This window comes from Flavobacterium sp. CHNK8 (assembly GCF_019774515.1).
GTDB lineage: Bacteria > Bacteroidota > Bacteroidia > Flavobacteriales > Flavobacteriaceae > Flavobacterium > Flavobacterium tiangeerense.
Genome location: NZ_CP081492.1, coordinates 2,287,892 through 2,313,951 on the forward strand (window position 1 = coordinate 2,287,892; position 26,060 = coordinate 2,313,951).

The following is a 26,060-nucleotide window of genomic DNA, read 5'->3' on the forward strand; positions in this document are numbered from 1 at the left end:
GTAAACAGTTACATTAAAAAGTTACCTATTACAAAAAAGTATCCAATAAACGATTAAACAATAATTTGTGAACACAGATTTTTTAAAATACCAGGCACAAACTTCACCCTATCCGCTAGGCATGGAGGTATCACACGCTATAGGATCTTACATCTACGCAACAGATTCTAGAAAATACCTAGATTTTGTAGCAGGCGTATCAGCCTGTGCCTTAGGCCACCAGCATCCTAGAGTCAACCAAGCCATAAAAGATCAATTAGATAAATATTCACACGTAATGGTTTACGGCGAATATTCTCAAAGTCCAGCTGTAGCTTATTGTAAATTATTAGCCTCATTATTGCCTGCTCCTTTAGACAAAACCTATCTGGTTAATTCAGGTACCGAAGCCATAGAAGGAGCCTTAAAACTAGCCCGAAGAACCACAGGAAGAAGTCAATTGATTTCGTGTCACAACGCTTATCACGGCAACACGATGGGTTCTATGAGTGTCATGGGATTTGAAGAGCGCAAACAAGTCTTTCGCCCGTTGATCCCTGATGTGGAGTTTATCACGTTTAATGACGAAGCTGATTTGCTTAAAATAACGCACAAAACAGCAGGAGTATTATTAGAAACCATTCAAGGTGGAGCGGGATTCATTCAGCCCCACAATGACTATCTCAAAAAAGTGAGAGAACGCTGTGATGAAGTAGGTGCCATGATGATTCTGGATGAAATTCAACCAGGTTTTGGGAGAACCGGAAAACTTTTTGGGTTCCAAAATTACGATGTTGTTCCTGATATTGTCGTCATGGGAAAAGGCATGGGTGGCGGAATGCCTGTTGGTGCTTTTACAGCTTCATCAGCACAAATGGATTTGTTGAGTGATAATCCAAAGTTAGGACACATAACTACCTTTGGAGGACATCCTGTCATAGCGGCAGCCTGCTTAGCTACTTTGCAAGAAATTACAGAGACTAATATCATGCAGGAAGCCCTTGAGAAAGAAAAATTATTTAGATCGCTTTTGGTACATCCTTTGATACAAGAAATAAGAGGTAAAGGATTGATGCTAGCCGCCATGACTAAAAGCCCAGATATAACAAACGAGGTTATTTTAAAATGTCAAGATAGAGGACTTATCTTATTCTGGCTCCTTTTTGAAGGATGCGCCATCAGGATTACGCCTCCGTTAACCATTTCAGAAGAAGAAATACGAGAAGGTTGTAGCATTATTCTAGAAGTGATGGATGAAATAATGAATAAAAATTAATCTTTAAAATATTCGACAAGGAGCTACTCTTTGTTTTAACTAAAGAATTTTTTGTTAATTAAATTGTTCACAACAATTCTAAATTAACCTCACAGTACACCCACGATTACCTAATTTTAGTTAGGCTAAATTAAAAACACAAAGTATGCAATTAAGCAACGAAGAAGAAGATTATAACTTATCCTTATCAAAATTTGAGTCCATGTTGAAAACCAACAAGGTATTCTTTTTCGACTCCGAAGAATTTGAAGAAATTATCCTTCATTATCTGGATATGGGCAAAGCCACTTTGGCAAAAAAAGCCCTCAAATTAGCTTTGGAACAACATCCTAAAGCAACAGGGCTTAAACTCGTGCAAGTCGAGATGCTTGTGTATGATGATAAATTAGAACTCGCTGAAAAAATATTGAATGAGTTGTATGCTATTGAACCCAATAATGAAGAAATATACATTCAAAAAGCAAATATATGCTCTAAAAGAGACCAACATGAAAAAGCGGTTGAACTCTTAAAAATTGCCCTTAAATATACAGATGATCTGGCAGATGTGTATAATTTAATAGGCATGGAGTATTTGTTTATGGATAATTTTGAATTGGCAAAAACCAATTTCATCAATTGTCTTGAAGAAGATCTTGAAGATCAATCAGCGTTGTATAACGTGGTATATTGCTTTGAATTTTTAGATCAAAATCAAGATGCAATTCAATTTCTAAAAGAATACATTGACAAAAATCCGTATAGTGAAATTGCTTGGCACCAACTAGGACGTTTGCATTACAGCGTAAAAGAATATGAAGAAGCTATACGTGCTTATGAATACGCAACGCTGATAGACGACGAATTTGTAGGCGCTTTTATGGAAAAAGCCAAAGCATACGAACGTCTTAAAAATTATGAAAAAGCCGTTGAAAGTTACAGCAGAACTATTGAGTTAGATGATGCAACTTCTTATGCGCTGTTGCGAATGGGAAAATGTCATGAAAAACTTGGCAATACCACTCTAGCTCTCAAATATTATAATCAAACCGTGCATGAAGATCCTTTACTAGATAAAGGCTGGATTGCCATAACCGATTTTTATGTACGTCAAAAAAACTATCAAAAAGCACTCTATTTTGTAAACAAAGCCCTTGCTATTGACAATCAAAACAAACTGTATTGGAAACGATTTGCAAGTATCAACAAAAAAATGGGATTTTTTGAAGAAGCAACCTTCGGCTACAAAAAAGCAGTTGAATATGGAGAAACAAGCCTTGATGTTTGGCTTTTTTGGGTAGATATTTTACAATTTCAAGGAGAGTTTATGGCAGCTGTTCAAACACTTTTGCAGGCTACCGAATATTATCCTGAAGAAAACGAAATTGAATACCGATTAGCTGGTTTATATTATTTACTAAACGATACAACGAAGGCAAAATTTCATTTGAGTAATGCCTTACGTCTCAATGCAGCCAATTCAAAGTTATTAAAAAATTCTTTCCCATCTGTTTGGGAGAAAAAATCAGTGCAAAACCACATCAAAAAATATACGGGTACAAATGACGGAGAGTAATACAAGACGTTTTGGGTTAGTAGGACGTAACATCAGTTATTCTTTTTCTAAAAAATATTTTACTGAGAAATTTGCAGCTGCAGGTTTTGAAGGTTGTACTTATGAAAATTTTGACATTCAAGACATTCAAGATTTTCCAACAATTAAGTTTGAAAACAAAGATATACAAGGACTTAATGTAACCATTCCGTACAAAGAAACGGTTATTCCTTATCTAGATTCCTTATCCAAAAAAGCTGCGCTGATAGGTGCCGTAAATACCATTCGAGTTACAAAAAAAGGCAAACTAAAAGGATACAATACAGATTATTTTGGCTTTAAAAAATCCCTGATACCCTTACTGCAACCTCATCACAAGAAAGCCTTAATTTTAGGCACAGGTGGAGCTTCTAAAGGTGTTGCTTTTGCTCTTGATGAGCTTGACATTCCTTATGTATTTGTATCTAGAGAAGCTACAGATACAAGTATAAGTTATGATCGAATTAATGCTACAACATTTGATAATTACCAAATCATAATTAATGCTACGCCAGTAGGCACAAGCCCAAATACTGACGCTTTCCCGCTACTTCCCTATTCGTTTTTTACAGAGAAGCACATTGCCTACGATTTGATTTACAACCCCGCAGAAACACAATTTTTGAAAAAAGCTGCTGCTCAAGGCGCTCAAACAAAAAATGGTTTAGACATGCTTATTTTTCAAGCTGAAAAAGCTTGGAAAATTTGGAATAAGTAAAAATTAATCCCGCTAAAACTTTTTTTTAAAGTTAAGCTGTTGAGAGTTTTACATCAGTTTTGAGATACTTCTGTTTTAAAAAATTTCCTGTTATATTCTAGATTCCTAGCCCAGATGGAAGCGGCATCCTTTAGGATCCTGATTTTTTTTTCAGGATCCTAAAGATATAGCGTACAGCTGGAGAAAGCTCTTAATTAAAAACATCATTTGATGTATGATTAATAAAATGGCTTGTATATTTTGTATTTTGGTAAGGCTTTACTACCTTTCGGACTCAATATTATTTAGAAACCTTATACATTTAAAAAAATGTTAGAAGAAAAGAATGACAACCTGGATCAACATCAAGAAGATGCAGATGGAAATGGTACCGAAACAATCTTGAATGATACTACTGCAACTCAAGATGATTTAAGTGAAGTAATGCAACCCGAAGCTGTACTAATTGAAGCTGATGCCACTACTGCAACAGATGCGATTGCTGCCAGTAATGCAGAGGAAAGCGAAGATGAAACGTTGAAAGAGCGCCATGAAATTCCTATGAAGGATTATGATGCACTTGCACTTGAGGAGCTTGTTGAGGAACTTAAAGGTTTTGTTTCTAGCGATAAAGCACTTGCTTTCAAGGATCATATTGAAGAAATAAAGAAAGCTTTTTTAGCTAAATACAACCACTTAGTTGAAGAAAAGAAAGAGGAATTCCTTGCTGAAAATCAAGATCCTACTGAAGAGTTTGAATACCACTCTCCATTAAAAAGTCAGTTTGATAAATTGTATTCACAATTTCGTGAGGTAAAGAATGCTCATTTTAAAAGTTTACAAACTAACCTAAAAAATAACCTAGAAAATAGGCTTGCTATTGTTGAGGAATTAAAAGATCTTATAAATCCGCAAGCTAATATAAAGGACACCTTAAAACATTTTAATGATTTAAGAGAGCGATGGAATAATGCAGGGGCTATTCCTAAGGATAAGTACAACCATGTGTGGAATAATTATCATTTTCATGTTGAAAATTTTTATGATTATTTACACCTTGATCGTGAAGCGAGAGACCTTGATTTTAAACACAACCTGGAATTAAAACAAAAAATTGTTGCCCGTGTTGAGGAACTGGTTCTTGAAAAAGATGTTAATAAAGCTTTTAGAGAATTACAAGATTTACACAAAATCTGGAAAGAAGATATTGGTCCTGTTTCAAGAGAACACCGAGATGCAATCTGGAATCAGTTTAGCGATTTGACTAAAAAAATGCACGATAAACGTGAAGTTTTATTTGAAAATCAGCGTGCAGTTGAGTTGGCTAATCTAGAAAATAAAAAAGCCATTATTGCTCAAATTGAAGTTCTGGCTACTGAAAAAGTGAATGCTCACTCGCAGTGGCTAGGCCAAATAGAAAAGGTTGAGGCATTGCGCACTGCTTTTTTCTCGGCTGGAAAAGTTCCTTCAGAAGTTAATGAGGAAACTTGGAGTGCTTTTAAAAATGCGGTACGTAATTTTAATTCTTTTAAAAATTCTTTCTATAAAGACATTAAAAAAGATCAAAACGACAATCTTGCTAAAAAAACTGCACTTGTAGCAAAAGCAAAAGCACTACAAGAAAGCACTGATTTTGCTGCCACTACACCTATAATGAAGCAAATTCAAGAAGAGTGGAAAGAAATAGGTCATGTTCCTAGAAAGTATTCGGACAAAATATGGAAAGAGTTTAGAGAAGCTTGCAACCACTATTTTGAACACCTTAAAGAACATAAAAAAGAAGAAAATAGTGAAGAAGTTACTGCATTTGAAGGTAAAAAAACATATCTAGAATCTTTGAGAGAATTTCAACTTACAGGTGATCATAAAACCGATCTTGATGCTATAAAACTTCATATTGAAAACTGGAAAGGTTTTGGTAAAGTGCCTTTTGCTAGAAGGCATATTGAAGGGAAATTTAACAAAATTCTAGATGCTCTTTTTGAAAAATTAAGCTTGAGTAAAAAGGATACTGACATGATGCGTTTTGCTAATAGAATGGATCAATTATCTGAAAGTAATGATTCTAGAAAACTAGATAGTGAGAAAATTTTCATCATGCGTAAGATTGATGAAGTTCAAAATGAAATTTTTCAATTGGAAAACAACATTCAGTTTTTTGCCAATACTCGTAATGCTAAGAAAGAGAATTCAATTGTATTAGAAGTTCGTAAAAACATTGCCATTCACAAAGAAAGTCTTGATGTATGGAAAGAAAAACTAAAGCAATTAAAAAATATTAAAATAGAAGAATAGATTTTTACCCACAAGGTAGTAAACCCCAATCCAGCAGGATTGGGGTTTTTTATTTTTATGACAATTCTATATGATAATTATCATTTTTATCTTGATAGACTCGCCCTACTTTTGAGGTGCTAAAATGATCTATTATGAAAAATTCTTTGATTCAAAAATATAATGTACCCGGCCCTAGATACACTAGCTACCCTACCGTTCCTTACTGGGATGAAAGTGATTTTACTAGTGATTTATGGATTCAAACGTTACAACAATCATTTCGTAAAAGTGGTCCTCAAGAAGGTCTTAGTTTGTACATTCACTTGCCATTTTGCGAAAGCTTATGTACTTTTTGCGGGTGTAATAAGCGAATTACAAAAAATCACGCCGTAGAACATCCTTACATCATGGCAGTTTTAAAAGAATGGACTTTATATTGCAATCTATTGGGCGAAAAACCTACAATCAAAGAAATACATCTAGGCGGTGGCACACCTACTTTTTTTTCGACTCAAAATTTAGAGGACTTAATAAACGGTATTTTCATGCATGCCAATAAATCTGTAGATCACGAATTTAGTTTTGAAGGGCATCCTAACAATACAACCTATGCTCACTTACAAAAACTATATGCGCTAGGTTTTAGAAGAGTAAGTTTTGGGGTGCAAGATTATGCTGAAAAGGTTCAGAACGCTATTCACAGAGTACAACCGTTTCATAATGTAGCGAAAGTAACTTTCTGGGCAAGAGCTATTGGGTATACATCAATAGGTCATGATATTATTTATGGATTACCGTTTCAAGAAATTGACGATGTAATAGACACTATTGAAAAGACAAAATCCCTTAAACCAGACCGATTGGCATTTTACAGTTACGCGCATGTGCCTTGGATAAAAGGAAATGGGCAGCGCGGTTTTAATGACGAAGATTTGCCACAAGATGATAAAAAGAGGCAATTGTATGAAACTGGTAAAGAATTATTATATGAGAATGGGTATCATGAAATAGGGATGGATCATTTTGCATTAAAAACTGATGCGCTTTACATTGCTTTTCAAGAAAAAACTTTACACCGTAATTTTATGGGATATAGTGCTTCAAAAACTCCGTTAATGATAGGTCTGGGCGTATCCTCAATAAGTGACAGCTGGTATGGTTTTTCTCAAAATGCTAAAAACTTAGACGATTATTACCAATTGCTTGAATGGGATAGACTGCCAGTTTTTAGAGGTCATATCTTAACTCTTGAAGACCTCATCATTAGAAAACACATTTTAAATTTAATGTGCCAATTTGAAACTTCTTGGCATGATACTTCATTATATTTTGAAGAACTCCCAGAAGTACTGGAGCAGCTAGAAGAAATGGAAAAAGACGCTCTTATCGTGATACATGAAAATAGCCTTGCAATTACTGAAAAAGGCAAACCTTATATTCGAAATATAGGAATGGCATTTGACTTAAGATTGAAAAGAAAAGCGCCAGAAACGGCTCTTTTTTCGATGACAATTTGATACCCACTTTTACAAAAAAATAAAGCACGCTCAAGGCGTGCTTTATTGTTTATGAGAAAACATATTAATTAATGACAAGTGGCATTAGATTGAATAAACAAACTCATTGTAGACGGCGATACGTATGGAATACCCAAACCTAAACCGCGCAAAATAAACAAGCATCCCATTGTTATCGCTATATAGGGAATTAATCTCTGAATTCGGTTTCGCATAGGCATTGTAATATATCCCTGTATTAAAACAATACTACTCATGAGCGGCAATGTACCTAACCCAAAAAGTATCATGTATACAACACCCCAACCTGCATTTTGCATAGCAATAGCTCCAAATAAGGCAACGTAAACCATACCACAAGGTAAAAATCCGTTTAGTAAACCTATTGTAAACAATGACTTGAAACTTTTATTTTTGAACTGTGCTCCTAAAGTTGATTTAATACCAGCCACGAGTTTAAATATAGGCTTAGAAAAATTATATCTAGCAAATAACTTTTCAGGAATAAGTACCACTGCAATCATTGCAATTCCTATCCCTATAGAAAGTTGCTGCTGTATACCAGCCATAAAAAAACCTTTGCCCACTAAACCAAATACAAATCCTATGGTGGCATAAGCTGAAATTCTACCCAAATGATACGTGATTATTTGTAAAACTCTTTTAGAGGAGTTATTCCTATCTACAGGCAACATCATAGCAATAGGACCACACATCCCAATGCAATGAAAACTGCTTAGTAAACCAAATATAATTGCTGTATAAAACATGTTGTATTCTTATTGATCTAAGAAATAATGAAGAATATTTTGTTGAAATGATTTCTAGTACTTACCTCACGTAAACCGTTTCCTTTGACAAATATGATTTTCCGTTGTATTGCCATTCCATATTAATGTCCCAACGGCCGCCTGCTAAACTTTTTTTAGGAATGAGCAAAGTTGTAGCATTAGATAATGAAATAGGAATTTCAAAATCTAATTTTTTATTAGACGGCCTGTATAGAGACACTTTCCCTTTTATTTTATTGGTTTCAAAAGTCTTAGGAAATTCTACTTCTATTCCGTTTGCTTTGTTGTTTATAATTGGCCTTTGAGCCAAATCAGCAGCATTTTGTATGCGAGTCATCTCCTCAGCAAAATGAGCATCATGCTTGTAATACTCCTCTACTACCAATTCATTATCATATTTAGAATCAGACTGTACCTTAAATACAAAAAACAAAATGAATGTCATAAACAATCCAAAAGCAATTACTATTCCTGTTCCCCAATTTATTTTCATGTTCTTACTATTTGCTTGTTACACTTTAATTAAAACTACGTGGACTTAAAAAACTAGTAGTGGTAGTTTCTATTTTATCAATACCATTAAACACTTCAATTTTTAGATTTGTTTTATCGGTTTCTAAAATATTTTGATTGATTTCTATAAAAAGTGTTCCGCTGTCCATGCTTTGCTTAGACACTTTTAAGTATTGGATCCCTACAATTTTCAAACTTCCTTTGATGCCGACCAATTTAAAATGAACGCTGTCAAGATCTTTACTAGTTTTATTGATCACCTTAAAAGTGTACACATTACTTATATTGTCCCCTTTGTGTTGAAACAATTGCCCTGGCAACCTTAGAATCACCGCCTCAACATCTGAACGAAGGAATAACAAACCTATCAAAACACCCGTTAAAATGAATAAAACGGCTGAATACCCTTTCATTCGGCTGGTGAGTTTGAACTTTTTTTCTTTCTCAATTTCCTCTTCAGATGCGTATCTAATAAGACCTTGAGGCAATCCCACATTATCCATAATGGTGTTGCATTCATCAATACAAGCCGTACAATTGATGCATTCTAATTGCGTTCCATTTCTAATATCAATTCCTGTGGGGCAAACATTAACGCATTGTTTACAGTCAATACAGTCTCCTTTTCCGGTGGCACTCCTATCCTCTTGCTTATTGAATTTTGCTCTGCCAGCGGTTTTTTCACCTCGAACAAAATCATAGGCTACATTTATAGATTTATCATCTAATAAAACACCTTGTAACCTACCGTAAGGACACGCTATAATACAAACTTGTTCTCTAAACCAAGCAAATATAAAATAGAACACACCAGTAAAAATACCTAATGAAACTAAGGTACTGATGTGGTTACGTGGTCCCTCCTCAATCATTTTGTAAAGAGCATCACTGCTGATGAGATAGGCTAAAAAAACATTAGCAATAAAAAACGATATGATCAAAAAAAGTGACCATTTTAGCGCTTTCTTTCTAACCTTCTCAGCGTTCCATTCCTGTTTATGTAAACGAATTTGAGCGCCTCTATCTCCCTCTATCCAATATTCAATTCTGCGGAAAACCATTTCGAGAAAAATAGTTTGGGGGCAAATCCATCCGCAAAAAATACGTCCAAAAATAACCGTAAAAAGAATAACGAAAACAATTCCGATAATCATGAAAAGCACAAACAGATAAAAATCTTGTGGCCAAAAAGGAAATCCAAAAATTGTAAACCTGCGTTCTAAAATGTTGAACATCATGAACTGGTTGCCATTCACTTTAACAAATGGATTTGCTACTAAGACTAATAATAAAAAATAACTTACCCATTTACGGTACTCATACAACTTTCCAGAAGGTTTTTTAGGATAGATAAATTTTCTATTCCCCTCTTCGTCAATAGTTCCTATGGTGTCTCTAAACGCTTCGTCTGCTGAATTTGACATTATTTTAAGTTATAAAAACGAGTTTACAAAACTTGGAACTGATGTTCAAACACCAGTCCCAGGATGAAAATTATTTAGCAGCGACTACTGCACTTTCTTCAACCCATACTTCCCCTTCAGATGCTTTTGCATCAGGTGGGTTGCTGCCTTTCAAGGATAAAATATAACTAGCAACTTTTTGCATTTCTTTTGGCTTTAAGGTCCCTTTCCAGGATATCATTCCTTTTCCGTCACGGCCTCCATTAACCAGAGTATGAAAAACATTCTTTATACCACCGCCTAGAATCCATTGATCATCGGTTAAATTTGGTCCTATTTGACCACCAGCGTCAGCTCTATGGCAAGCAGCACAATTAGTGATAAAAATTTCCTTTCCAGCAGCTAGATCGGCCGGTTCTGTCAACAAGGTTACCGTTTTTTCATCCATCAAGTCTGGAGCAGTTTTCATATATTCAGCAATCTCAATTTTGGCTTGAGCCACTTCCTTTTGAAGCTCTATTTCTTGATTATCTGCTCCCAATACTTCATATCGTACCATGTAAACTACTCCAAAAATTATACACGCATAAAACAAATACACCCACCATGGCGGCAAATTATTATCTAACTCCTTAATACCATCATAATCATGATCTAATAACAACTGTCCTTCATTATCAAGAGGCTGCGTTTTAGTGAGTTTTGCCATTAAATTTTTATACCACGCCTGATCTTGAAAACGAATATTTTGTTTTTTAAGCAAAGCTTCTTTTTGATCTTGCGTCAATAATTGGTATGTAATGGTATCAACAGCTTTCCAAGTAATTTCTACTGCAATCAATAAAAAAAGAAATACTAATAAAAACACGGTGACCATTGGGAATTTTATAAATGCAGGTCGGTCTCCTGAGTCAATGAAATACTCCATTACCATAAAAACAGCAAAGAAAATTACAGGAACTCTAACGTATACAGGAAAATTATTTTTCATTCTAACTAGTTTAAATACTACAATTAATTATCGCTCAATGGCATCTGGCTCAACTCCTTAATTTTTTCTTTATTATAAGAGAAAACCCAAAGACCTAGACCTACAAAAAAGAAAAAGAAAATTAATAATGACAGAATAGGATATATGGCTACACCATCAATGGTCTCCATATTGTGTTTAATTTGTTCAAACATAACTACTATTTTTTTACTTTAATATCAGTACCCAAACGTTGCATATAAGCTATTAAAGCCACAATTTCTCTTTCGTTCATTGGCACAAATTTTTCACCTCTTGCTTCGGCTTTTTTCTTACTTTCCTCATAACTTTTTACAAAATCAGGGTCGTTTTTTAAACTTTCTTCGATAGCAATGGCTTGTTTGCGTAAATCATCCAGTCCACCAGCAATTTGCACAGGAGTGTAAGGAACTCCTAGTGTAGACATCACTTCCATTTTCTTTTGGGTCATAGAAATATCCATAGCTTTATTGTCAAAAAGCCATTTGTAACCCGGCATGATAGAGCCCGCAGATATACTTTGTGGATTCCAAAAGTGATTGAAATGCCAATTGTCATTGTACTTTCCACCTACTCTTAATAAATCGGGTCCTGTACGTTTTGATCCCCATAAAAATGGATGATCGTATACAAATTCTCCCGCTTTTGATTGAGGTCCGTAACGTTCTACTTCACTTCTAAATGGTCGTACCGATTGAGAGTGACATCCTACACAACCCTCACGAATGTATAAATCACGTCCTTCTAGTTCAAGTGGAGAATATGGTTTTACGCTAGTTATCGTAGGAATATTAGACTTTACCATTATAGTAGGTACAATTTGAATCACACCACCTATTAAGATAGCTACTGTTGCCAAAATAGTCAATTGAATAGGCTTGCGCTCTAACCAAGGGTGGAATTTTTCACCCTTAACTCTACTTGAACTCATTTTTAGTAACGCAGGAGCTTCGGCGTGTTCGTCTTCTACTTTTGATCCAAATCGAACCGTTTGCCAAATGTTATACACTAATACAAACATTCCTACCAAGTACATCGTTCCACCTATGGCTCTCATCCAATACATAGGCATGATTTGAGTAACCGTTTCTAGAAAATTACCATAGGTTAATGTTCCATCTGGGTTAAATTGCTTCCACATCGATGCTTGTAAAAATCCAGCAACATACATTGGTAAAGTATACAAGATGATTCCGAGAGTACCTATCCAAAAATGAAAATTAGCTAATTTTGTAGAGTACAAATTACTCTTGGTCATTCGAGGAACTAACCAATAAATCATACCAAATGCCATAAAACCATTCCAAGCTAGAGCGCCTACGTGAACGTGTGCAATAATCCAGTCTGTATAATGTGCAATAGCATTAACATTTTTAAGAGACAACATCGGACCTTCAAAAGTGGCCATTCCATACCCGGTAATTGCTACTACAAAAAACTTTAAAACAGGTTCTACTCTTACCTTATCCCAAACTCCTCTTAGCGTTAAAAGTCCGTTGATCATTCCTCCCCAAGATGGAGCAATTAACATGATTGAGAAAGCAACACCTAAATTTTGAGCCCAGTTTGGCAATGCCGAATATAATAAATGGTGTGGGCCTGCCCAGATGTAAATAAAAATCAGAGACCAAAAGTGAATAATTGAAAGGCGGTACGAATACACCGGACGGTTAGCCGCCTTTGGAATAAAGTAATACATCAAACCTAAAAAAGGTGTGGTTAAGAAAAAAGCAACCGCATTATGACCATACCACCATTGAACTAGTGCATCTTGAACACCCGCATAAACAGAATAACTTTTTAATCCAGATACTGGCAATGCCAAACTATTAAAGATATGTAAAACTGCAACAGTTACAAAAGTGGCCAAATAAAACCAAATGGCAACATATAAATGGCGTTCTCTACGTTTTAGAATTGTACCAATCATATTGATCCCAAAAACAACCCAGATCAAGGCAATTGCAATATCTATAGGCCATTCTAACTCGGCATATTCCTTAGATGTGCTGTATCCTAATGGTAAAGAAATAGCCGCAGCAACAATAATTAATTGCCATCCCCAAAAATGCAGATTGCTTAAAAAATCATTAAACATTCTTGCTTTTAAAAGGCGCTGCATAGAGTAATAAATACCTGCAAACATAGAATTACCTACAAAGGCAAAAATAACAGCATTAGTATGTAATGGTCTTAATCGACCAAAACTCAACCACGAAACTCCATCGGTGATATTTGGGAATAGAAACATAAAAGCAAGAATAAGTCCTACTAACATTCCTACTACCCCAAAAACTATGGTGGCGTAAATGAATTTTTTTACAATTTTGTTGTCATAATAAAACTGCTGCATTTCCATATTTGTAATTATTTTGAAAGTTGTTTATTAATTATTTTTTTGAGTTTCTAGATTTTCTATTTTTAAAGGCTCCTCCTTATTTTTTATTTCTTTTTGAATTAACTCATCCTCAAAAAGCATTCGAACAGAGGGAGTATAATCATCATCATATTGTCCTGTTTTGACCGCTCTAATAAATGCTATAAAAAAACCTATAGCAACTAGAATACTGATGGATATTAATAGATAAATGACACTCATATTGTATTTTTATTTCAACAAAGTTAATGTGATGCATTCACGTAAAATATGACATTTATCATACTTGAAACATTTGTTAATGAAATGTGAACTTTGTAAATATTTAATGAACTAGTGTTTTCTTTTAGCATAATAATTACTCATTACCGTAACAAAACTAACTATAGTTATGGTACTCAATGGCATAATAATAGCCGCTACAAGTGGTAATAAATTTCCTGTAATGGCAAAACCTAAGCCCACTACATTGTAGATTAATGACACTACAAAGCTCATTTTTATGGTGGTAATAGCATCTTTAGAATACCGTAAAAAGAAGTTTAGTTTTTTAAACTCTTCGGCATCTAAAATAGCATCACAAGCCGGTGAGAATACATTCACATTCTCTGAAATGGATATTCCGATATGGCTTTGCGCCAATGCACCCGCATCATTAAGTCCGTCACCTACCATCATCACATTCTTACCTTCGGCCTGCAAAGCTTTGATAAACTCTAGTTTTTGTTCTGGTTTTTGATTAAAAATTAATGCTGTGCCTTTCGGCAAAAGAGCTTCAAGAGTAGCTCTTTCTCCCTCATTATCTCCTGATAAAATTTTAATTTCGTACTTGTTACTCAAATCTTGAAACAGTTTCGCTAAACCATCTCTATACTGATTCATGAAGATATATTTCCCATAATAAACTTCGTCAATAGTAATGTATACAACGGTATTTTCAAGTTCAACTTCACTATCAAAACCTTTATTATCCGTCTCTAAATTTGTATGAAGAACAAAATCTCGAGAACCAATTTTTATATGACTTCCAGCAACCATAGCCTGAATACCTTTACCGGCTTGTTCTTCAAAATTTTCTACTTTAATCAATTTTGCTTCAGGTAAAAAATCATATAACATTCTACTCAACGGATGATTTGAACCTCGTAGCGCATTTTTTATTAATGCATTAGTTTCTGAATTAATTGCGGCCTCTTGAACTCCAATCCCATTTATTTCACTGGGTGGCACATACGTAATTTTAGATTTTTTATTGGTAGTGATTGTTCCTGTTTTGTCAAAAACTATGGTGTCTACTTTGGCTAATTGTTCTATAACCAAAGCATTTTTAAGGTAAAATTTTTGTTTTCCTAAAATTCGTAAGACATTCCCAAAAGTGAATGGAGCGGTCAAAGCAAGCGCGCAAGGACATGCTACAATAAGAACGGCGGTAAAAACATTAAAAGCAGTATTGGCATTAATAAAAATCCAATATCCAAATCCTACAAAAGCAATTAACAACAATATAGGAGTAAAATATCGACTGATTTTATCTGTAATTGTTTTGTGTTTTTGCTCCACATTTTTCTGGAACACATCATTACTCCACAGCTGCGTCAAATAGCTTTGAGAGACGGTTTGCAAAACTTCCATTTCTATCATCTTCCCAATTTGTTTTCCACCTGCAAAAACTTTATCTCCAGAATGCTTCACGATGGGCACTGCTTCTCCAGTTACAAAACTATAGTCTATCTCTGCTTTTTCAGACAGTAATATACCATCAACAGGAATGAGTTCTTGGTTTCTAATCAGCAATCTATTTCCTTTTTCTACTTCATAAATAGGAATACTCAACTCCGTTCCATCAGGATTAATTTTAGTTATTGCAATAGGGAAATAAGACTTAAAATCTCTTTCAAAACTCAAAAAACTATAGGTTTTTATTTGGAACATTTTGCCAAGGAGCATAAAAAAGATAAGTCCCGTTAAACTATCAAAAAAACCAGAACCATAATCCATGATGATATCAAAAGTACTACGCACAAACATGACAATGATTCCTAAGGCAATAGGAATATCAATATTGAGCATTTTGATTTTAATACTTTTGTAAGCAGACACATAATAACCGCTTGCCGAGTAGAAAAAACTAGGTAGCGACAAAGCAAATATTAACCATCTAAAAAAACCTCGATAGTGGTCAAGCCAATACTCCTTAACTTCAAAATATTCTGGAAAAGAAAGTAACATAATATTCCCAAAACAAAAGAAAGCAACACCCAGTTTGTAGGTTAAGCTTCTATCTACAACAGCCTTACCAGATTCGTAGTTTTCTAAACTTATATAGGGCTCATAGCCTATAGAACTTAGCATTAAAACAATTTCTTTGACAGATACCGTAGCGGAGTTAAAGGTGATGCGTACTCTCTTTTCAGGAAAGTTGACCTGTGAGGTGCTTATGCCTTTTTGAAGACGTTGTAAATTTTCCAGAATCCAAATACACGAGCTACAATGTATGTGTGGTATGTTAAGTGAAATAATTGTTGTTTCATTTTCTTTGAATTCCAATAATTTTGATACAATACTTTCATTGTCTAAAAAATCATATTTACCATTTGTATTTTGCGGTGTTGCTCCGGGTGATTTCTCAAAATCATAATAGCTTTTTAAATCGTTTTGATTAAAAATTTCATACACTGTTTTACAACCCGTGCAACAAAAAATTTTATCGTCAAAAAATATTTCTTCGGCTTTTATGACATCTAATCCACAATGGAAACAGTTGTTTTTCTCCATAACTTTGCTCATTTTTCCTGAAGCAAAGAACCTAAACGAATGTTAATTAAAATATGATATTTATCATAATAAAAAGCTAGTTTTGTATAACAAAAATATCATACCCATGAGTAAATGTGAACAATGTATCGTGCGCGAATTCAGTTCCTTGAAAGCCCTTACTAAACAAGAGCTCGTGCAATTATCTGATTGTAAAACGTCTCATATTGTAAAAAAAGGAGAAATAATTTTTAAGGAAGGAGATACTGTAAACGGAATTTACTGTATTAAAGATGGTGTTTGCAAACTCATCAAGCTTAGCGCCAATGGAAAAGACCATATTGTAAAACTGGTAACCAAAGGTGAATTACTAGGCCAAAGATCTATGATAAGTGAGGAGCCTGTTAATTTAAGTGCAGTAGCGCTTGATGATATGCAGGTTTGTTTTATTCCAAAATCAGAAGTGATGGGATATTTTGACAAAAACAACAAGTTCTCTATGAATGTGATGAAAACTATTTGCGGCGATCTAAAAGAAGCCGATGATCAAATGGTTAACCTAGCTCAAAAAACAGTCAAAGAAAGACTTGCAGAAACATTACTCTATTTGCATGATACTTTCGGAACAAATGAAGATGCATCCCTAAAAGTGCAACTTTCTAGAGATGATTTAGCTAGCATGATAGGTACCGCAACAGAAAGCTGCATTAGACTACTTTCTGACTTTAAAAAGCTAGGGCTCATTGAACTTAGTGGCAAAAAAATAGTTTTATTAGACCTTTCTAAACTCAAAAAAATAGCCGAGTAATTACTTCAATATTACTGTTTTTTAGGCATTGCTAAATAATAAACAGGGATTCCTAATGCAACAATAGCTAATCCTAGTCCGGTATTAAATGTGTCATAAATTAATAAGGTAAGACAAATAGCCACCGTGACTACAATATAAAGTGCAGGAACAAAGGGGTAACCAAATGCTTTATAAGGTCTATCAGCATGGGGTTCTTTTTTTCTAAGGATAAAAACCCCTAAAATAGTCAAGATATAGAACAATAAGGATGCAAAAGTAGCATACGTTAATAAGTCTCCAAATTTTCCCGAAATACACAACACACAAGCCCAAATACACTGTACCCACAAGGCTTTGGCTGGGACTTGATTTTTATTTAATTCTGTTGCTTGTCTAAAAAACAAACCATCCTTTGCCATCGCAAAAAACAATCTTCCTCCGGAGAGAATTAATCCACTATTACAACCAAAAGTGGATACCATGATTAATCCTGCCATAACAAAGACACTTACATTTCCCAATATCATACTTGCTGCTGCCGCACCTACTCTGTCATTATTAGCAAACATGATTCCGTTGCTCAGTGCGTCACTTGCGCTAGGCGAACCTTGCATAGGCAATAAAGCTAGGTAAGCCACATTAGCCAAAACATAAACCACAGTTACTATTACTGTTCCAAGAAATAGACTGCGAGGTATATTTTTTTTAGGATCTTTAATTTCACCTGCTATGAAGGTAACATTATTCCAAGCATCACTGGAAAACAAAGAGTTTATAATAGTAGCACCCGCAGCTCCTAAAAGCGCTGTCCCTACAAGTTTTGTAACCGTTACAGTTCCATCTGGGTTAACTACCGTTTTGCTAGCTTCCCACATATTTGCAAAATTATCCGATAAAATATCCGTTTTTAATCCTACATACAATCCTAATATAATCAAGGCAAACAACGCGATTAATTTAGCCGAAGTAAAAACAAGTTGAACCACTTTACCGCTTTGAACCCCTTTGGTATTGATATAAGTAAGTAAAACAATACTGAAAATGGCTAAAACTTTTTGGTACGAAAAAACAAAACTCGATCCGACAGAAAATAGCGTTTCATCTAAAACTGGAAAAAAAATAGCTGCATAATTTGCAAAGGTTACTGCAATAGCTGCAATAACTCCTGTTTGAATTACCGTAAAAACAGTCCAGCCATATAAAAAGGAAACAAGCCTACCGTATGCACGCTGAATATACACAAATTGACCACCTGCATTAGGCATCATCCCTGCTAACTCGCCATAACTTAAGGCTGCTGCAACGGTAATTAAGCCGGTAACAATCCAGATTACGAGCAACCAAGCCGCCGATCCTATGTCTCTGGCCATAGCAGATGTTACAATAAATATTCCTGATCCTATCATGGAACCTGCAACTAAACTGGTTGCATCGATCAATCCTAAAGAACGTTTTAACTCGGTTTTATTTTCTGACATTGGTAATTATAAATTTATATAAAACTATACTTTAAACTCTAAATATTGATTACAAGATACTGAATACTGCAAACTGACAATTACATTTTCTTGGCTTCTTCCCAAAAAATATCCATTTCAGCTAGAGTCATATCCATTAAAGGTTTTCCTAACTCTGAAGCTTTACTTTCTAAATATTGAAATCGTTTAATGAATTTTTTATTGGTTCGTTCCAAGGCATCTTCGGGATTAACATTCAAAAATCGGGCGTAATTAATCATTGAAAACAAAACGTCACCAAACTCCGCTTCTATCTTGTCCTGATCTCCCGCTTGCACTTCAACTTGTAATTCCTCTAATTCCTCTTGCACTTTATCCCAAACTTGATGCGTCTCTTCCCAATCAAATCCTACTCCTTTCACTTTATCCTGAATACGGCTCGCTTTGACTAAGGCTGGCAAACTTTTAGGAACTCCTTCCAAAACAGATTTCTTACCTTCTTTGAGTTTTAATTTCTCCCAATTTTGCTTGACTTCTTCTTCGTCCTTCACTACTGTATCACTGTAAATATGAGGATGGCGGTGTATCAATTTTTCTGCAATTTCATGGCACACATCAGCAATATCAAAATCACTAGTTTCACTTCCTATTTTGGCATAAAAAACAATGTGCAGCAAGAGATCGCCCAATTCCTTCTTCACTTCATGTAAATCATTATCTAAAATGGCATCACCAAGTTCATAGGTTTCTTCAATGGTAAGATGACGCAAGGATTGCATGGTCTGTTTTTGATCCCAAGGACATTTTTCCCTCAAATCATCCATTATGGTAAGAAGTTTGTCAAATGCTTGTAGTTGTGCGGCTCTAGTATTCATCAAAATTGTTTTGGTAAAAATAAAAAAATCCCATTCAAGAACGTCCTGAATGGGATTAAATATTTTGAAGCTTTTGTTATTCTTTTTTAGCTTTTGCTTTTTTAGCTGGTTTTTCTGTAGCTTCTTCAATTGCCTCTTCAACTGCTGGTGCGCTTGGTTCTTCGGCAGTAGCTGGAGCATCATCATTAAGCAATCCTTTTGATTGTAAAATTCCGTACCAGTTTAATATTTTTTTAATATCAGATGGGTATACTCTATCTTCATCATAATTAGGCAAAATGGCTTTGAAATACTCCATTAATTTTGCGTTTTCAGCTTTATGTGATAAAGCTTCCCCTTTATTTTCTTTATCTGCAATAGTTTGCATGATTTCAGATAATGGTTTTTCACCTTCGTAAGTATAAATTGAAATTTCAGAAAGTAAGCTTACATTACTTTTTAAGTTTACTGTAATTTTTTTTCCATCAGCTAATGACTCAGCCACAAATCCTGATCTAGTTTGTACTTTCAAAATGTATAAACCTGGTTTTCCTGAAATGGCTAATATTTTTTCTAAATTCATGGTTCGTGTAATTGTTATTGAAAATTGGATTAATTAATTTTATTTGGGTACCCAAAAATTGTACCACGCTTGTCTTAGCTCGACTTATCTTCCCTTTTTTCCGAAAAATTTCATTCGGTACTCCTGAAAAGTTTTTCCTTCTAATATGTTTTTTAATTTCTTTTGAATCAATCGCTTTTTTAAGGACGAAATTTTATCCGTAAATAAAACGCCTTCAATATGATCGTATTCATGCTGAATTACACGGGCTATGAGTCCGTCAAATACTTCAGTTTTCATTACAAAATCTTCTTCGCAATACTCTAATGTAATCGTTGGATTTCTGTAAACATCCTCTCTTACATCAGGAATACTTAAGCATCCTTCATTAAAACTCCATAATTCCCCTTCTTCTTTTACCATTCTAGCATTGATAAAAGTTTTTTTAAACCCTTTCAATTTATTTTGCTCTGTAGAATCTAGTTCATCATCATCGCTAAAAGGAGTTGTGTCTATTACAAATATGCGTAAAGCAAGACCTACCTGAGGAGCTGCAAGACCCACACCATGAGCATTATACATGGTTTCATACATATTTGAAATGATTTCCTTTAGATTAGGAAAATCTGCAGTAACAAGTTCTCCTGTTTTTCTTAAAACGGGATCGCCGTAAGCTATAATTGGTAAAATCATTGTACAGTGTTAAAATTAGGAGCTAAAAAATATGGTATCCAGCTTTTTTATTCAGTTTGCAAAAATAGTAAAAAATAAACAATGAATATTATACTATCAATTTTTAAAATAAATTAAATCTTTTAGACAGAAGTACGCTGTTTATAACGCTTATAACTTTTTCAAATCTTATCTTTGTAACAACCTAAAGATATGCTTACACTGATTCAAAAATTTATAGACACAGCTTCCTTTACAAACGCTCTTAAAGTTACTATTGCAGCAGTAATCCCTGTAGTTGTTTTCACTTATTTTGAGATGTTTAATATAGGTTTTGTACTTGCACTAGGAGCCATATTTGCATATCCTAGTGACATAGCAAGTAGCTTAAACCAAAAAATGTATGGCATAGTGCTTACAGCAATATCAACCTCTATTATTACACTTTTTGTCAATATATTTTTTCCTTATAAAGTCTTTTTCTACCCCATAATTACTTTATTAATTTTTTCTATTGCAATTGTATCTGTCTATGGTCAAAGGGCTAGTATGTTATCTTTTTCTTGCTTGGTAGCTCTGGCATTAGCATTTTCTAATACAACATCGGGTTGGCCCATGTTCTTTCACGCGCTTTTAATTTTTGCTGGTGGGATTTTTTATTTACTAGTTTCTCTTGTGTTTCATTATCTAAAACCAAATAGGTATTTAGAACTGCAAATACAGGAATGCATGAAACTTACCGCAAAATATTTAAAACTTAGGGGTGATTTGTGGTCCTTAAATGCAGATCGAAAAGCAATTACCGAAAAGCAGCTTCATTTACAGGTAGAACTCAATGTCATTCATCAGAATATAAGAGAAGTATTAATACCCAATCATAGCATTAATGGCTCCTCTGCTGCAAATAGAAAAATGCTTGTTGTCTTTATTTGCCTAGTTGAAATTCTTGAATTGGCTTTATCAACAGCATTTGATCATGAAAAACTACATGATAAATTTGATGATCATCCAAAAGTGTTAGCTACCTATCAAAAATTGGCTTACCATTTGGCGTCAAGCCTAAAGAATTTTTCAAAAAGTATTAAAAAAGGAAAAACACAACTCGATAAACTTTCCTTTTGGGAAGACATAAATGCCTTGCAAATTGTTATCACTCAATACGAGATAACACTTGGTAAACAACAAGCAGCCGAAGGAGTTTTTATGTTAACCACCATGTTACAGTATGCTGACAAACAAGTTGATAAAATCAAGACTATTGAACATGCTTTTACAAGAGATTATAACACACTTGAATACAAAGGTCTTGACAAGGATATAGAGAAATTTTTAACCCCTCAACATTACCCATGGACAACATTAATAGAAAACCTCAGTTTTTCATCATCCATATTTAGGCATTCATTACGAATAACAGTTACCTTAATAATAGGATTAGCACTAGGAAACTACTTCCCTTTTCAAAACGCTTATTGGATTTTGTTAACCATTATTGTGATTATGAAACCAGGTTATGGTTTAACTAAAGAACGCACGTTTCAACGAATAACTGGAACTATCCTTGGTGGAATTATTGCTTTTGGAATCCTATATTTCATTAAAGATAATTTTATAATTAGCATGTTTTCTGTACTATGTATGCTGCTTGGGTTTGCATTTTCACAAACTAATTATAAAATCGGGGCTACATTTGTAACCATGTATGTGGTTTTTATTTACGGAATACTAACTCCAAACGTGAATGAACTTGTACAGTATAGAATTGTAGATACTCTTGTAGGAGCTTTACTTGCAGCTGTGGCCAATTATTTTTTATGGCCTACTTGGGAATTTTTGAGCGCTCCCGCAACGATTAAAAAGGCAGTACTTGCCAACCAAAACTATTTAAAAGAAATCTCTATTTATTACAATACCAAAGGTACGCTATCAACACCCTACAAACTAGCTCGAAAAAATGCGTTTATAGAAATAGGAAATCTAATGGCTTGTTACCAAAGAATGGTTCAAGAACCCAAAACAAAACAATTACACTTAGAACAAGTGTATGAATTAGCCGTTTTAAACCACTCTTTACTTTCGTCGATAGCTTCATTAGGTACTTATATTCAATCCCACAAAACTACTGCGGCATCAGAATCATTTAATGTAGTAGTAAATACAGGAATTCAAAATTTAGAAAATGCTATCGAAACTTTGAATGGTAATAATCCAGCAAATCAATCTGCATCTGTAAACGAATTAAAACTACGATTCACAGAACTAAAAAATATTCAACAAAGAGAAATCAGCATACATAAAAGCAGCACTGAAACTGATTTTGACTCGATTATGCAAGAGGCGCAACTAGTTATAGAACAACTCATGTGGCTTATTAATTTATCTGAAAAAATAGTTCAAACCACACAAACATTAAAGAGTATTAGCTAAAAAAAACGCTAGAACATGAAATATGCTCTAGCGTTTTTTTTATAAATATGAATCGCCTAAATATTAATTTAACTTCAATACTTTGGCCGTATTTTCACGAACTTCTTTTAATAGTTCAGGGTTTTCATTTAATTTTTGTCCAAAAGATGGCACCATAACTTTAAGTTTATCTTGCCATTCTTGAGTTTGATATTCGTCTACAAAACACCTACTAATCAAGTCAATCATTATAGAAACAGCAGTAGATGCCCCTGGCGAAGCACCCAGCAATACCGATAATGTTCCATCAGCAGTTGTAATTACTTCGGTACCAAATTCAAGTATTCCACCTTCCTTTTCATCTTTTTTAATAACTTGAACTCGCTGACCTGCACGTTCTAGAACCCAATCCTTAGAGCGTGCACCTGGCACATACTCACGTAAAGCATTGATTCTATCTTTTTGAGATTGACGTACTTGTTCTATCAGATACTTAGTAAGCGGAATATTTTTGATACCCGCTGCAATCATAGGTATAATATTATCTGTCTTTATAGACAAAGGCAAATCAGAATAAGAACCATTTTTTAAAAACCGAGTTGAGAAACCTGCAAATGGTCCAAAAAGCAATTGTTTTTCTCCATTGATAACTCTTGAATCAATATGTGGTACAGACATAGGCGGAGCGCCCACGCTAGCTTTACCGTATACTTTAGCTTGATGCTTTGCAATCACATCAGGATTAGTACATTTTAGCCATTGACCACTTACTGGGAATCCACCATATCCTTTTCCTTCTGGAACATCAGCTTTTTCAAGTAAAGGTAAAGAACCTCCTCCTGCTCCAATAAAAACAAACTTAGTATATGCTTTACGTATTTGACCGTTAGCCAAATTCTTTATTTTAATTCTCCAAGATTTATCATCTTTCTGTCTTAGCTTTAGAACTTCATGATTAAAATGAATCGTAACACCATCTAGACTAGTAAGGTAATTAAAAATACTTCGAGTTAATTCTCCAAAATTCACATCGGTACCAATTGCCATTGTAGTAGCAGCAACTTTATCAGACTCATCTCTGCCTTCCATTACTAGAGGCATCCATTTCTTTAATTCAGAAAAATCTTCGCTAAAAATCATTTCCTTAAAAAGAGGATTGGCTTGCAAGGCTTCAAATCTTTTTTTAAGGTAATCTATATTTTTTTCGCCCCAAACAAAACTGAGATGAGGAATGCTTTTGATGAATTTTTCAGGCGAGGGAACTTTATTTTCTTGAACTAAGTAAGCCCAAAATTGTCTTGAAACTTCAAACGACTCAGCAATGCTTATCGCTTTATTTGGATTAATACTACCATCTTCGCCCTCTGGAGTATAATTTAGCTCACAAAAAGCGGAGTGACCAGTTCCTGCATTATTCCATGCATCAGAACTTTCGGCAGCTGCCATATCTAATCGTTCGTATATTTCAATTGTAATATCAGGTTTCAACTCTTTTAAAATTAAACCTAGAGTGGCGCTCATGATTCCAGCTCCTATAAGAACTACTTCACTGTGGGTACGTATCGTTGTATCAGGCATAATAAGATTTTAAAATGCAAAGATAAATTATTAAATTCCAAAAAAAAGTATAAAACTGAACCAAAAAGTTACATTTTTCAAACATTTTTCTCAAAAAGTCAACATATTCTCTTGAACCTTAAAAAGATTTTCTATTTAGGTAATCTTGCAGCATTATAGTTGCTGCAATTTCATCAATAAGTGCTTTATTTTGACGCTGTTTTTTACTCATTCCGTTGTCTATCATGGACTGAAAAGCCATTTTAGAGGTAAAGCGTTCGTCTACGCGAATGACTTTCATATCCGGAAAATGATTGGTAAAATGAGTCACAAATCCTTTGACAATGGAAGCACTTTCAGAGGGTAGTCCATTCATTTGTTTGGGCTCTCCTATTAGAACAGCTTCTACTTTTTCTTTAGCAAAATAATCTTTTAAAAAAGCGATTGCAGTACTAGAAGCGACTGTTGTCAGACCTGATGCAATAATTTGCATTTCATCAGTAACTGCAATTCCTGTTCTTTTTTGTCCGTAATCAATAGCGAGTATTCTTGGCATTATATTTTTTTTTCAAAGGTACGAATTTTGAATATCATACTTAAATAACAGTTATCATAACTAAAATTCAAATCCAAAACACCTTTAAAAACTAACCTCACATTAAAAATTATCATCAAATAACACCCCGAATTAAAGTTAGATCTGTAACATTTTAGTCTGTTTTTAACTGTTTTGCTTTTGGCTAAAAATCCTATCTTTGCCAAAAAATCATTAAAAGATGAATCCATTACAAACAATTATAGAGCAAGCTTGGGAAAATCGTGCCTTGTTACAAGAAACCCCAACAACAGATGCTATTAGAGAAGTTATAGAACTTTTAGACTCAGGAAAATTACGTGTTGCAGAGCCCCTTGGCGATGGATGGCAAGTAAACGAATGGGTGAAAAAAGCGGTGGTGATGTATTTCCCAATCCAAAAAATGGAAACCTGGGAATCTGGAATTTTTGAGTACCACGATAAAATGCTATTAAAAAGAAACTATGCCGAAAAAGGAATTCGTGTAGTACCAAATGCTGTAGCGCGTTATGGAGCTTACATTTCAAGCGGTGTAATTTTGATGCCTAGTTATGTGAATATTGGCGCTTATGTTGACGAGGGAACTATGGTAGATACCTGGGCTACAGTAGGAAGTTGTGCTCAAATTGGTAAAAACGTTCACTTAAGTGGAGGTGTAGGAATAGGTGGTGTACTTGAGCCATTACAAGCAGCTCCAGTAATCATAGAAGATGGGGCTTTTATTGGCTCTCGTTGTATTGTAGTTGAGGGTGTGCATGTTGGGAAAGAAGCCGTTCTTGGTGCTAATGTGTGCTTGACTGCCTCTACAAAAATTATTGATGTTACTGGAGAAACTCCAGTTGAAATGAAAGGATACGTACCTGCTCGTTCTGTAGTAATTCCAGGAAGTTATACAAAATCATTTCCTGCAGGTGATTTTCAAGTGCCTTGTGCCCTAATTATTGGAACCCGCAAACCATCAACAGATTTAAAAACATCATTAAATAATGCTTTACGTGAATATGACGTAGCAGTTTAAATAA

22 protein-coding genes are annotated in these 26,060 nt (G+C 34.5%); 8 read left to right on the forward strand and 14 right to left on the reverse strand.

Features of this window, described 5'->3' with window-relative positions; genetic code table 11:
• Nucleotides 1-67: 67 nt before the first annotated feature.
• The 5 genes from K5V07_RS09775 to hemN all read left to right on the forward strand — a co-directional run bounded on the left by K5V07_RS09775 (nt 68) and on the right by hemN (nt 7,319).
• Nucleotides 68-1,255 carry an aspartate aminotransferase family protein gene (locus K5V07_RS09775; RefSeq protein ID WP_221917311.1) on the forward strand — a complete coding sequence of 396 codons (1,188 nt, stop codon included), beginning with the start codon at nt 68-70 and terminating at the stop codon, nt 1,253-1,255.
• Between the two features lie 145 nt (nt 1,256-1,400).
• Nucleotides 1,401-2,810 carry a lipopolysaccharide assembly protein LapB gene (locus tag K5V07_RS09780; RefSeq protein ID WP_221917312.1) on the forward strand — a complete coding sequence of 470 codons (1,410 nt, stop codon included), beginning with the start codon at nt 1,401-1,403 and terminating at the stop codon, nt 2,808-2,810.
• A complete protein-coding gene (locus K5V07_RS09785) occupies nt 2,797-3,546 on the forward strand; it encodes a shikimate dehydrogenase (RefSeq protein WP_221917313.1) in 750 nt (249 codons plus the stop codon). Before K5V07_RS09780 ends, K5V07_RS09785 begins: the two co-directional genes overlap by 14 nt.
• A 309-nt stretch (nt 3,547-3,855) precedes the next feature.
• The gene (locus K5V07_RS09790) at nt 3,856-5,820 is read left to right on the forward strand and encodes a DUF349 domain-containing protein (protein ID WP_221917314.1); all 1,965 of its coding nucleotides are present in this window, start codon (nt 3,856-3,858) and stop codon (nt 5,818-5,820) included.
• 134 nt (nt 5,821-5,954) lie between these two features.
• Nucleotides 5,955-7,319, forward strand: coding sequence for an oxygen-independent coproporphyrinogen III oxidase (gene hemN / locus K5V07_RS09795; RefSeq protein WP_221917315.1), 1,365 nt, complete (start codon nt 5,955-5,957; stop codon nt 7,317-7,319).
• A 68-nt stretch (nt 7,320-7,387) separates the two neighbouring features.
• Here hemN and K5V07_RS09800 read toward each other — a convergent pair whose 3' ends face one another.
• The 8 genes from K5V07_RS09800 to K5V07_RS09835 form a co-directional block, all read right to left on the reverse strand.
• A complete protein-coding gene (locus K5V07_RS09800) occupies nt 7,388-8,089 on the reverse strand; it encodes a sulfite exporter TauE/SafE family protein (RefSeq protein ID WP_221917316.1) in 702 nt (233 codons plus the stop codon).
• A 61-nt stretch (nt 8,090-8,150) separates the two neighbouring features.
• A complete protein-coding gene (locus tag K5V07_RS09805; protein ID WP_221917317.1) occupies nt 8,151-8,603 on the reverse strand; it encodes a FixH family protein in 453 nt (150 codons plus the stop codon).
• 25 nt (nt 8,604-8,628) lie between these two features.
• Nucleotides 8,629-10,047 carry a cytochrome c oxidase accessory protein CcoG gene (gene ccoG / locus K5V07_RS09810; RefSeq protein ID WP_221917318.1) on the reverse strand — a complete coding sequence of 473 codons (1,419 nt, stop codon included), beginning with the start codon at nt 10,045-10,047 and terminating at the stop codon, nt 8,629-8,631.
• Nucleotides 10,048-10,117: 70 nt separating this feature from the next.
• Nucleotides 10,118-11,017, reverse strand: a complete 900-nt coding sequence (locus K5V07_RS09815) for a cbb3-type cytochrome c oxidase N-terminal domain-containing protein (protein WP_221917319.1) — start codon at nt 11,015-11,017, stop codon at nt 10,118-10,120.
• A 23-nt stretch (nt 11,018-11,040) separates the two neighbouring features.
• The gene (locus K5V07_RS09820) at nt 11,041-11,211 is read right to left on the reverse strand and encodes a CcoQ/FixQ family Cbb3-type cytochrome c oxidase assembly chaperone (protein ID WP_221917321.1); all 171 of its coding nucleotides are present in this window, start codon (nt 11,209-11,211) and stop codon (nt 11,041-11,043) included.
• Between the two features lie 5 nt (nt 11,212-11,216).
• Nucleotides 11,217-13,394: a cytochrome-c oxidase, cbb3-type subunit I gene (ccoN, locus tag K5V07_RS09825; protein ID WP_221917322.1), complete on the reverse strand. Its 2,178-nt coding sequence runs from the start codon at nt 13,392-13,394 to the stop codon at nt 11,217-11,219.
• A 27-nt stretch (nt 13,395-13,421) separates the two neighbouring features.
• On the reverse strand, nt 13,422-13,634 hold the full coding sequence (ccoS, locus tag K5V07_RS09830) for a cbb3-type cytochrome oxidase assembly protein CcoS (RefSeq protein ID WP_221917324.1): 213 nt from the start codon (nt 13,632-13,634) through the stop codon (nt 13,422-13,424).
• A gap of 111 nt (nt 13,635-13,745) precedes the next feature.
• On the reverse strand, nt 13,746-16,187 hold the full coding sequence (locus K5V07_RS09835; RefSeq protein ID WP_221918174.1) for a heavy metal translocating P-type ATPase metal-binding domain-containing protein: 2,442 nt from the start codon (nt 16,185-16,187) through the stop codon (nt 13,746-13,748).
• A gap of 106 nt (nt 16,188-16,293) precedes the next feature.
• Here K5V07_RS09835 and K5V07_RS09840 point away from each other — a divergent pair, with 106 nt between their 5' ends.
• On the forward strand, nt 16,294-16,974 hold the full coding sequence (locus K5V07_RS09840; RefSeq protein ID WP_221917326.1) for a Crp/Fnr family transcriptional regulator: 681 nt from the start codon (nt 16,294-16,296) through the stop codon (nt 16,972-16,974).
• An 11-nt stretch (nt 16,975-16,985) separates the two neighbouring features.
• Here K5V07_RS09840 and K5V07_RS09845 read toward each other — a convergent pair whose 3' ends face one another.
• From K5V07_RS09845 to def, 4 genes are all read right to left on the reverse strand, one after another.
• Nucleotides 16,986-18,434 carry an APC family permease gene (locus K5V07_RS09845; protein WP_221917328.1) on the reverse strand — a complete coding sequence of 483 codons (1,449 nt, stop codon included), beginning with the start codon at nt 18,432-18,434 and terminating at the stop codon, nt 16,986-16,988.
• 80 nt (nt 18,435-18,514) lie between these two features.
• The gene (gene mazG / locus K5V07_RS09850) at nt 18,515-19,288 is read right to left on the reverse strand and encodes a nucleoside triphosphate pyrophosphohydrolase (protein ID WP_221917329.1); all 774 of its coding nucleotides are present in this window, start codon (nt 19,286-19,288) and stop codon (nt 18,515-18,517) included.
• A gap of 76 nt (nt 19,289-19,364) precedes the next feature.
• Nucleotides 19,365-19,850 carry a DUF5606 domain-containing protein gene (locus tag K5V07_RS09855; protein ID WP_221917331.1) on the reverse strand — a complete coding sequence of 162 codons (486 nt, stop codon included), beginning with the start codon at nt 19,848-19,850 and terminating at the stop codon, nt 19,365-19,367.
• Between the two features lie 84 nt (nt 19,851-19,934).
• Entirely contained in the window at nt 19,935-20,522 is a 588-nt protein-coding gene (gene def, locus K5V07_RS09860; RefSeq protein ID WP_086453103.1) for a peptide deformylase, read from the reverse strand.
• Nucleotides 20,523-20,714: 192 nt separating this feature from the next.
• Between def and K5V07_RS09865 the strand changes: the two genes are divergently transcribed.
• Nucleotides 20,715-22,928, forward strand: a complete 2,214-nt coding sequence (locus K5V07_RS09865) for an FUSC family membrane protein (protein ID WP_221917333.1) — start codon at nt 20,715-20,717, stop codon at nt 22,926-22,928.
• Nucleotides 22,929-22,991: 63 nt separating this feature from the next.
• Here the strand turns inward: K5V07_RS09865 and K5V07_RS09870 are convergent, their stop codons facing one another.
• Complete coding sequence (locus K5V07_RS09870) at nt 22,992-24,485, reverse strand: malate:quinone oxidoreductase (RefSeq protein WP_221917334.1); 1,494 nt, start codon at nt 24,483-24,485, stop codon at nt 22,992-22,994.
• 118 nt (nt 24,486-24,603) lie between these two features.
• Entirely contained in the window at nt 24,604-25,020 is a 417-nt protein-coding gene (gene ruvX / locus K5V07_RS09875; RefSeq protein ID WP_182651640.1) for a Holliday junction resolvase RuvX, read from the reverse strand.
• Nucleotides 25,021-25,240: 220 nt separating this feature from the next.
• On the opposite strand from ruvX, the gene K5V07_RS09880 reads away from it, so the two are divergent.
• Complete coding sequence (locus K5V07_RS09880; protein ID WP_221917335.1) at nt 25,241-26,056, forward strand: 2,3,4,5-tetrahydropyridine-2,6-dicarboxylate N-succinyltransferase; 816 nt, start codon at nt 25,241-25,243, stop codon at nt 26,054-26,056.
• Nucleotides 26,057-26,060 lie beyond the last annotated feature (4 nt).